4 protein-coding genes are annotated in these 6,959 nt (G+C 55.6%); 3 read left to right on the top strand and 1 reads right to left on the bottom strand.

The window, feature by feature from the left end:
- Window positions 1-151: 151 nt before the first annotated feature.
- Window positions 152-1,135: a hypothetical protein gene (locus VMU57_RS18365; RefSeq protein WP_325386079.1), complete on the bottom strand. Its 984-nt coding sequence runs from the start codon at window positions 1,133-1,135 to the stop codon at window positions 152-154.
- A gap of 965 nt (window positions 1,136-2,100) precedes the next feature.
- Here VMU57_RS18365 and VMU57_RS18360 point away from each other — a divergent pair.
- The 3 genes from VMU57_RS18360 (at window position 2,101) to VMU57_RS18350 (ending at window position 6,778) form a co-directional block, all read left to right on the top strand.
- Entirely contained in the window at window positions 2,101-4,281 is a 2,181-nt protein-coding gene (locus tag VMU57_RS18360; RefSeq protein ID WP_325386077.1) for a winged helix-turn-helix domain-containing protein, read from the top strand.
- Window positions 4,282-4,738: 457 nt separating this feature from the next.
- Window positions 4,739-4,978, top strand: coding sequence for a hypothetical protein (locus tag VMU57_RS18355; RefSeq protein WP_325386075.1), 240 nt, complete (start codon window positions 4,739-4,741; stop codon window positions 4,976-4,978).
- A 384-nt stretch (window positions 4,979-5,362) separates the two neighbouring features.
- The gene (locus VMU57_RS18350) at window positions 5,363-6,778 is read left to right on the top strand and encodes a Fic family protein (protein WP_325386073.1); all 1,416 of its coding nucleotides are present in this window, start codon (window positions 5,363-5,365) and stop codon (window positions 6,776-6,778) included.
- The last annotated feature ends 181 nt before the right edge of the window (window positions 6,779-6,959 follow it).

Raw genomic sequence — 6,959 nt, 5'->3', positions numbered from 1 at the left:
GCGCCGAATCCTCCCAGTGCGGAAATAAGAAGTACAACGCCTGCTCTCTTCACGTTGCTCATGGCAGCGATTCTCCTTGTCCAAACCACTCACCGCTTCCCAACGCAGTGCCGATCAATTTCTCCTTCATTGGCGAGCATGACCAAAGAGTCTACTGGTGCTGAGGGCCGCCAGGCATCTGATTCAGGTTCGCTTGGACCCGTGTGTATCCAGCTGGGATGGCGAACAGATTTCCGTCCAGCGTAGCGTTAGAAAAAGACGTTACCTGGATGGTCATATCCATGAGCGAATTCGGATTGGACGGCGGACTCGGGTTATCGCCCTGTCCGTTTGGCGGCGTTGACTGATCCTCTTGTTTCTTATTCTTAAGTCCACCGAACAGTGCCCCGAGACTATTCATTGCGTTCACGGAAGGTCTCTCGGACGGGGCATTTCCTTCCCGGGTGGAACTCGAATCTGACGGGTTTTTTCCGGCCGTATTATTGCCTCCGCCCTGCGAAGACTGTGCCATTCCACTCATCGAGACACTGACGTATTGCAGCAGGGGCAGGCCTTTCATTTCCTCGGCCTCCTTTTGCAATTCCGCCATTCCCTGCGACATCTGCGGGTTTACCGTCATGTTCCCACTGGGTGTCCAGCGTAATTCCTGATACATCCGGTGGTAGAATCGCCGCACCTCCCCGTATGATGTCACAGAAGGGGCTACCCACAGGTCGGAGTTCATCGTCATTGTTGCTTGTCCGGTCTGGTTATTCTGGGGATTTGTGCTCTGCATTTCGGTATCAAGCTGCACCCTTACCTCGTGTGCCGGCTGCCCGAGAATCGTACGCGTGGTTCCTGTCTCAGTGATGTTGGCTTTGGGTGTCACCTGCATCTTGACATTCTTGTCTTTCATTGCCTGCTGCATCCTCTCGAGCGAGGCGCGCATTTCGTCGAAAGTCACGATGGAGTACGTGCGCTTCCGAGGGTCAATGTTAATGACGTGTTTTGCCTCCAGGTCGATGATCTCCGAAGACCCATCGTTGTTGTCCGTCCTCATCTGATTACCCCGAACGTAGCGCGTGGTCACGATGGGCTTAGAGGCTGCCCCAGCCTTTTTGTTAAAGATGCTGACGACCTTCAACATTCCGGCCATCGTGCCGCCGGTTATTCTGGACTCGTCCGTATACTTAAAGTCGGCGCGGCATACGGATCCGGATATCAAAACGGCCGCGAGAACCCCTGCAGGTATTTTCCCCTTCATCGTTGCCCCTTTGCCGCACTGGCAATTGAGTTTTGCTTCTCGGATTGCGATATTCTTGTGAAAATGCGCCAGATGCCCTTTTTGCTGTCCACCGTCGCCAGCAGTTCAGCGTAGCGCGCCTTACGCTAGTTCGTGGCACCCTAAAGCACGCGCCAGTTAAGGACAATGGAGCGGACGGTGATTTCTTAATGGACAAAGGCGACCGTTCAACTACTAGAGGCTAGTAGGTTTGTCGTGGAGACAATCGGTGCCGATGCCCATCCTGCGGTATGAGCACCGGTCTGCCCGAGCAGATGTTCGAGACTGAGACCGACGTCTAGCTTGTTTTTCACGCCGTCAAAGAGCCAGGAAGTTGGGAAACGTCAACTAATGCCTAAGCTTGGCCCCCGATCGGCAACCAGGAAGGCTTAGCCGCGGCGCTCAAAGGTGTGATGGTGTTTTTCCAGAAAGCGAGGCGGCGCCGAAGTAATCTCACTTTCCACGCTCAGGGCTAATCCATTGCGCTATACGATGGTCAAATTGATCCGGTGGGAAGAACTCGATCTAGCGCTTGGTTTCGCAACTTAGAAACAGAGGAGCAAAATCCATCAGGTCAGGGATCACGATAAGTTATTCGCATCACGCGATAATCGTGGCAAGCTGACCTTGTACTTACGACCACGGCGCTATCGCTCAGATTGCTCTTGAAGCACAGAAGCAGAAGAACCATTCAATGGCAATGGAAACATGGTGATTTTTGGATAACAAAAGGTGACTCTTCAATATTCTGAATATGCGTAGTTAGCCTTCCGTCGTTGCATTTGTCGGGTAGAGGCGGGTAGACTACCACTGAGATTTCTCAGAGCTTCTACCTCTTAATGGCCCAACTTCCAGACCTGCGGCTACTTGAGTTCGGCGACTTTACCGTGAACCCCCGCGCGCGGAGCATTCACAAGCACGGCATTCGTTTGAAGCTTCATGGCCAGCCATTCGAAATTCTCCTCTTGTTATTGGATCGACCGGGCGAGGTAGTCACTCGCGAAGAATTGCAAGCCAAGCTCTGGCCTGCGAATACTTTTGTGGATTTCGAGCATGGCGTAAACACGGCCGTAAAAAAACTGCGACGAACTCTCGGAGATTCCGCCGATGAGCCCCGGTTCATTGAGACCGTACCGCGCATCGGTTATCGCTTCATCGCCCCAGCGGTGGTTTCCCAAGGTTTAATTGGTATCCAAGCGGGCGTAGCAACCGAGATCCTGGGCACCCCATCGCCCGTGGAACCCTCAGCTGCCACGATTGGCATTCCTGCCTGCGAACCGATGCCTGCGCGGCATGTTGTTCTGCGACGACTCGCTCTGGGTTTCGCCGGCGTTCTCGGACTCGTCGCCCTTTTCTATTTCTTTCGGCCCGCCGTCCCTCCCCCTCTCGTCACGCGAATTCGAAAGATCACCGACCTCGGCAGCGGTGCCGTTATTCGGAACCTTGTGACGGACGGCCCCAGAATCTATTTCGTGCTTGATACGGGCGGCAAGGATGGGCTTCTGTACGTTTCAACCGAGGGTGGCGCGATTGTCCCTATGGAAAAGCCGTTTCCCGGAATGGAGCTTACGGATATCTCTCCTAGCGGTCGCGAGCTCTTGGTGCAAAGCTTCGGGAAAGAGGTTGGACCGCGCAGTTTATGGCGCGTGCCGGTGACAGGCGGATCCCCCCGGCGCGTCGGGGATTTGTTGGCCGAGGATTCGGGCTGGTCTGCCGATGGGCGCCAGATCGCATATACCGTCGGATCGGATCCGTCGCTCTACGTCGCCAATAGCGATGGCTCTAACTCCAGAAAGCTTGCCACGCTTCCCGGCCTCCCATTCAAACCACGCTGGTCTCCCGACGGAAAAATTCTCCGTTTCTCCCTCTTCGATGTTAGCGGCGAAGGATTTACGCTCTGGCAGAGCGATTTAGCTGGAGCCAGCCCCCACGAGTTGCTTTCAGACTGGCCCAGTTCTGCGCGCGCTCTCGCAGGTCGCTGGACAACCGATGGCCGCTATTTCTTTTTCGACGCGGTGCAAGACGGCATGAGAAACGTCTGGGCACTGCGCGACCGCCGAGATCTTCTGCGAAAATCCGCCAGTCGTCCTATTCGGTTGACTGCCGGACCCATGAGCTTTTTTCTGCCTACTCCAAGCAAGGACGCTAAGAGCATCTTTGTGGTCGGCGAGGAGGTGCGCGGCCAGTTGATGCGTTACGACGAGCGTTCGCATCAATTCGTACCCTTTGTCCCAGGCCTTTCAGCTGACCAAGTTACTTTTTCCCGTGATGGCAAATGGATCGCCTATGTCCACTATCCGGAGGGAACTATCTTTCGCAGTCGCGCGGACGGCACCGCACCCTTACAGCTAACGTTTCCTCCGGGACGCGCCATCTATCCCCAATGGTCTCCTGACGGAACTCAGATAGCATTTCAGGGCTTTCCTAAGAGGGGCGGCCCGCGCAAAGCGTATGTTATTTCTGCGAATGGAGAGGGACTTCGTTCCTTGGGGCCGAGCCGGGGCGAACTTCACGGCGGCCCTTTCTGGTCCCCTGATGGAGCTTCTGTGTTATTTTCCAGCTCGGATTCTTCCAATTCGCATATGGGGTTGCAGCTTCTAAACGTGAAAACAGGGAAAATGGTGACGCTTCAGGGGTCAGCGGGATTGGAGCCAGGGCCTTTCTCCCCGGACGGAAAATGGATCGCCGCCGCTTCTGCAAGCCGCTTAGTGTTATACGATACCCTCTCGCATACGGCGCGACGCCTACCCCAGTTGGCGTCTTATCCGAGTTGGTCTGCCGATGGAAAGTACGTGTATTTCAATAACCTTATGTGGCGCGCCTGGCGTGGGCGCGAACAATCGGGAATCTACGCGCTGCGAGTTTCGGACGGGACGATTCAGCAATTGCTCATCGCGCCGGATATAGAACTCGCCAGCAACTGGGGTATCTGGACCGGGATGACCCCGGACGGTTCCCTGTTAATCCTCCGTAACACGGGCACCCAGAATATCTATGCGTTGGATGTCGACCTTCCCTGAGGGCTGTTAGCTATAGCTGTATCCAGCATCGTAATAGTCGACAGTCTTTCTCTGTCTCTTCGCCTGGGCGGTTCTTTTCAACCACTTTCCCTGCGCAAAATATGCATCTAAGTATTTGATATACATTCACCTAGAGCGACATCGCCCAGCCCGTTACGACTGGCACTACTCTCACAATCTGCAATTGCTGGCCGTGGCCTACCAATCACTGGGCCAGATTCAATCCGCAGAAGCTCTGTTCCGAGAGGCCTTTTCGCTTGCCAGCTTACTCTGAGTTTCTCGACTACAATCGAAAGGACTGGCTCGAGTTCTTGCTACGCCGCGGGCGCTTCAAGGAAACTCTGGAAACTTCTCGCCAGTTAGCCGCCAGTCACTGGCCGATGGCGCGAATGGCGGGCACACGCTGGCCGGGCAAGCTCTGCTGGCGCTCGGTCGACGAAATGAAGCCAAAGGGGAGTTGACCCTTGCCGAACATGAAACGGAACTCCTGCCTGCCAGGACAGTGGCGGCTTTGCCTTATCCTGTCGTTCTCCGGGCAAATCTTCTGCTGCTCGACAATCCGGCTAAGCGAGAAGCTCTCATGAAAGAAATCGAGAAAAGGATTGGCGCGATGCCGGGCCCTGATGCGTGGTGTGCCGCTCGCTTCGAGCTGGACCGTTTGGCTTTGTTGTGCGTCGAAGGTGCTAGTGTGGACTGATTCTCGGCAACGCAATTAGCTGACGCCGAGCAAATCATCGCTCTCAAAAGCACAAGCGACAAAAGCTTGATTGTCGCAAGCGGCTCCATCGACGACACTGCAATTAAAAGAGTCCTGCCAAATTATTGGGGGCTCTGAAGAAGCATTGAGGCGGCGGACAAGAATCTACGGGTTGAAATAGATTGCAAAACGCTCGGCGGTTACCACGTTGACTCCGCCGGCCTTGCCACGATCTTCGGTTTTAGAATCCCTCACTCACCTGATATGCGCAATATCCTCATATACGCGCAATTTAATATTGCGTATAGGCATTGATTGTTGCTCGTATCTGTGTTTTAATTGCGCATATAAGGCTATCGTTCAGCAACACTAAGGGGATAGATCGTGCCGAAGCGCCTACCGGAAGAAGACCTGGCAGCTATCGTGGATGCCGTGGCGCTGCGCTCCGAGGGTGCGCGCGTGGGCGAAATTGCCAACGTCCTGAAATCGAGCATCCCACGGCGAACGCTGCAATACTGGCTGAAACACCTCGTAGATGCGGAGCGACTTGTCAAGGAAGGCGAAGGCCGCTGGGCGAAGTACCACGTTCCTGCCGCCACAGCGCCGGAAGAGGCCGCGCCTGCGCGGGCCGCGGAGGGGGCGGAGGAGGGGGAGGTTCATGTGCCCCTGTCCCCCGCGAGCACAAAAATCCGGGATTATCTACGAGAGCCGGCGGCAGGGCGGAATGCCGTTGGCTATAACCGTCAATTTCTCGATGGCTACCGACCGAACGAGAGCTTCTACCTGTCGGGGCAAGAACGCGCGCATCTCGCGGAGGTGGGCAGAACGAATGCGGCGGTCGAGGCGGCGGGGACGTACGCCAGGAAAATTCTCGCCCGGCTTCTGATTGACTTGTCCTGGAACTCAAGCCGACTTGAGGGCAACACCTATTCATTGCTCGACACCAGACGCCTGATCGAATTCGGTGAGGAAGCAGAAGGTGGCAACAGGGTGGAAGCCCAGATGATCATCAACCACAAGGACGCTATCGGTTTCCTTGTCGGCGCAGCGGAGGAGATCGGCTTCAACCGCTACACGATCCTTAACCTTCACGGAATTCTCGCGCACAACCTGTTGCCGGATAAGACAGCGGCGGGCCGGCTGAGGCACATTGCCGTGGGCATCGAAAAGTCGGCATTCCATCCACTCGAAGTCCCACAGATGATCGAGGAGTGCTTCAATCAGATTCTGGCGACGGCGGCTGCTATCAAAGATCCGTTCGAGCAATCTTTCTTTGTTATGGTGCAGTTGCCGTACCTGCAGCCATTCGATGACGTTAACAAGCGCGTTTCGCGTCTGGCGGCTAACATTCCCTTCATCAAAGGAAATCTTTCGCCGCTCTCGTTTACCGGCGTTCCGCGTTCGACCTACACGGAGGCCATGCTCGGCGTCTATGAACTGAATAAGGCCGATCTTTTGAAAGACGTGTTCATGGGGGCTTATGAACGTTCTGCCGCGCGGTACATTGCCGTGAGGCAATCACTCGGGGAGCCCGATCCTTTCCGGCTCCGCCACCGGGCGGCCCTGCGGCAGGTGGTGGGCGAGGTGGTGCGGGAGCGGATGGGCAGGAAGGCGGCAGTTGCGCACATTGGATCGTGGGCGGAGGAGAACATCCCGCCAGGCGACCGGGAGCGCTTCAGGGAGACAGCCGAGACAGAAGTCTTGAACCTGCATGAAGGAAATTTTGCGCGTTACGAAATTAGACCCAGTGAGTTCGAAGCGTGGCGGGCAGTGTGGACCGACAGTGCCACAGCAAATTAGGAGAATGATATGTCTGACTCAGTAGGGCGTCAGCACGCGGCTGATTTCGCTACTCTGATCTGGCTCACTTTGCGCTTTTGATTTGGCCCACCCCTGTACATCAGGAACGGCCTAACCTGTCGGCGGTATCGACGGGGGGCCGATGGACAGGAGACGCAAAGTGGAGCTATTCGAGGAGATT

This window comes from Edaphobacter sp. (genome assembly GCF_035532915.1).
Taxonomy (GTDB): Bacteria; Acidobacteriota; Terriglobia; order Terriglobales; family Acidobacteriaceae; genus Edaphobacter.
The sequence above is the reverse complement of the archived record's forward strand: the minus strand, read 5'-3'. Positions and strand labels throughout refer to the sequence as shown.